This window comes from Cognatiluteimonas weifangensis (assembly GCF_003416885.1).
GTDB lineage: Bacteria > Pseudomonadota > Gammaproteobacteria > Xanthomonadales > Xanthomonadaceae > Cognatiluteimonas > Cognatiluteimonas weifangensis.
The window spans coordinates 1-1391 of the sequence record NZ_QVPD01000024.1; the positions used below are offsets into that span (position 1 = coordinate 1).

Annotated in this window: 1 protein-coding gene; it reads left to right on the top strand. The window is 66.6% G+C overall.

Going from position 1 to position 1391, the window contains the following annotated elements:
• The first annotated feature begins 542 nt into the window (after positions 1-542).
• Positions 543-1031 carry a DUF421 domain-containing protein gene (locus tag D0Y53_RS12465; RefSeq protein WP_117203651.1) on the top strand — a complete coding sequence of 163 codons (489 nt, stop codon included), beginning with the start codon at positions 543-545 and terminating at the stop codon, positions 1029-1031.
• Positions 1032-1391 lie beyond the last annotated feature (360 nt).

Below are 1391 nucleotides of genomic sequence, written 5' to 3' on the forward strand. Positions count from 1 at the left end.
GGAAGCCGGTGGCCCGGCCTGTGCGGGACCGTCGGCGGCATGGATGCCGCCGAGGAGCCTACAGGGACGTATTCACGGCGTGTCCCGCACAGGCCGGGCTACCGGCTTCCCCTGCAGAAGCTGCCGCACTGGAAGGATGGACTTACGGCGTGCCGCGCACAGGCCGGGTCGCCGGCTTCCCTCGCAGAGGCTTCGGCGCTTGAAGGAAAGTCTTCACAGCGTGTCCCGCACTCTCCCGCAGAAGCTTCCACGCTCGGGGACGGATTGAAGGCGTGCCTTTTGCAGGCCTGGCTGCCGGCTCCCACGCATAGAGGTTTCCGTGTTTGGGAGAAAAATCTTTTTCGTGCCTGCGTTGTTTGCAAAGCATGAAAGCCCAAGGTTCCCGGTGCCGACGTCTCCCGCGGGTTTGCCGCGCCCTTGGGAAGCGGGGCTTTGCTCCGTGGGGCGGTGTTGCGCCATGGCGTCCCGGTGGCTTCGCCGCGCGACACCCCTGCCGCGAGCGGTGTGGGATGCTGGCGGCGGACGGTGGCCGGAGACGAGTCATGAGCGAGCTGTTCGGGTTGTCGGCGCCGTGGTGGCAGTTCGTGCTGCGGGCGGTCGCGGTCTATATGGCAGTGATGGTGCTGATCCGGGTGTCGGGCAAGCGCGCGGTCGGGCAGTTCACGCCGTTCGATCTGGTGCTGCTGATCCTGATCGGCAACGCGGTGCAGAACGGCCTCAACGGCGGCGACAACTCGCTGACGGCGGCGCTGCTGCTCTCGGCCTGCCTGATCGGGCTCAATTACCTGGTCGCGTGGTTGTCGGCGCGCTATCCGCCGGTGCGCAGGCTGATCGAGGGCGAGCCGGTCGAGCTGGCGCGCGACGGCCATGTCTTCCGCGATGTGCTCAAGCGCGAACTGGTCAGCCGCGCCGACTTCGACAAGGCGATGCGCGAGTCCGGCTGCGGCGAGCTCGACCACATCCACCAGGCGCTGCTGGAGACCAACGGTCACATCACCATCATTACCCGCAAGGAAAACGAAGAGCGCTGAGCGGCAGGATGCTCGTGATGCGACCGCGCGGCAGAGGTGGCCCGAGCACACTGAAGCCACCGCTCCGGCGTGGCATGGCGACGGGTTATTCAGTGCTTCCCGAATGCCGTGCTCAAGACGGTCCATCACCGGGGAAGCCCGGCTTACTTCTCCCATTCCGGAAATGGAAAGAATCGCCACCGGCGGGCTGAGGGTGGTGCGCCCTCCTGACGACGTCCTGTCTTCAAGTTGGGGCGCGGGCCACGGTGTCCTGCGCTCGAAAGATCGGCTTCGGCAGGAGTCGCCGCCCGGCGGGCTGGGGGTGCTGCGCCCTCCTGACGACCTCCTGTCTTTAAGTCGGGTCGTGGACCCTCCATGGTC

Coding starts and splice junctions, on each gene's coding strand:
- D0Y53_RS12465 (WP_117203651.1), top strand. CDS start 543: ATGAGCGAGCTGTTCGGGTTGTCGGCGCCGTGGTGGCAGTTCGTGCTG.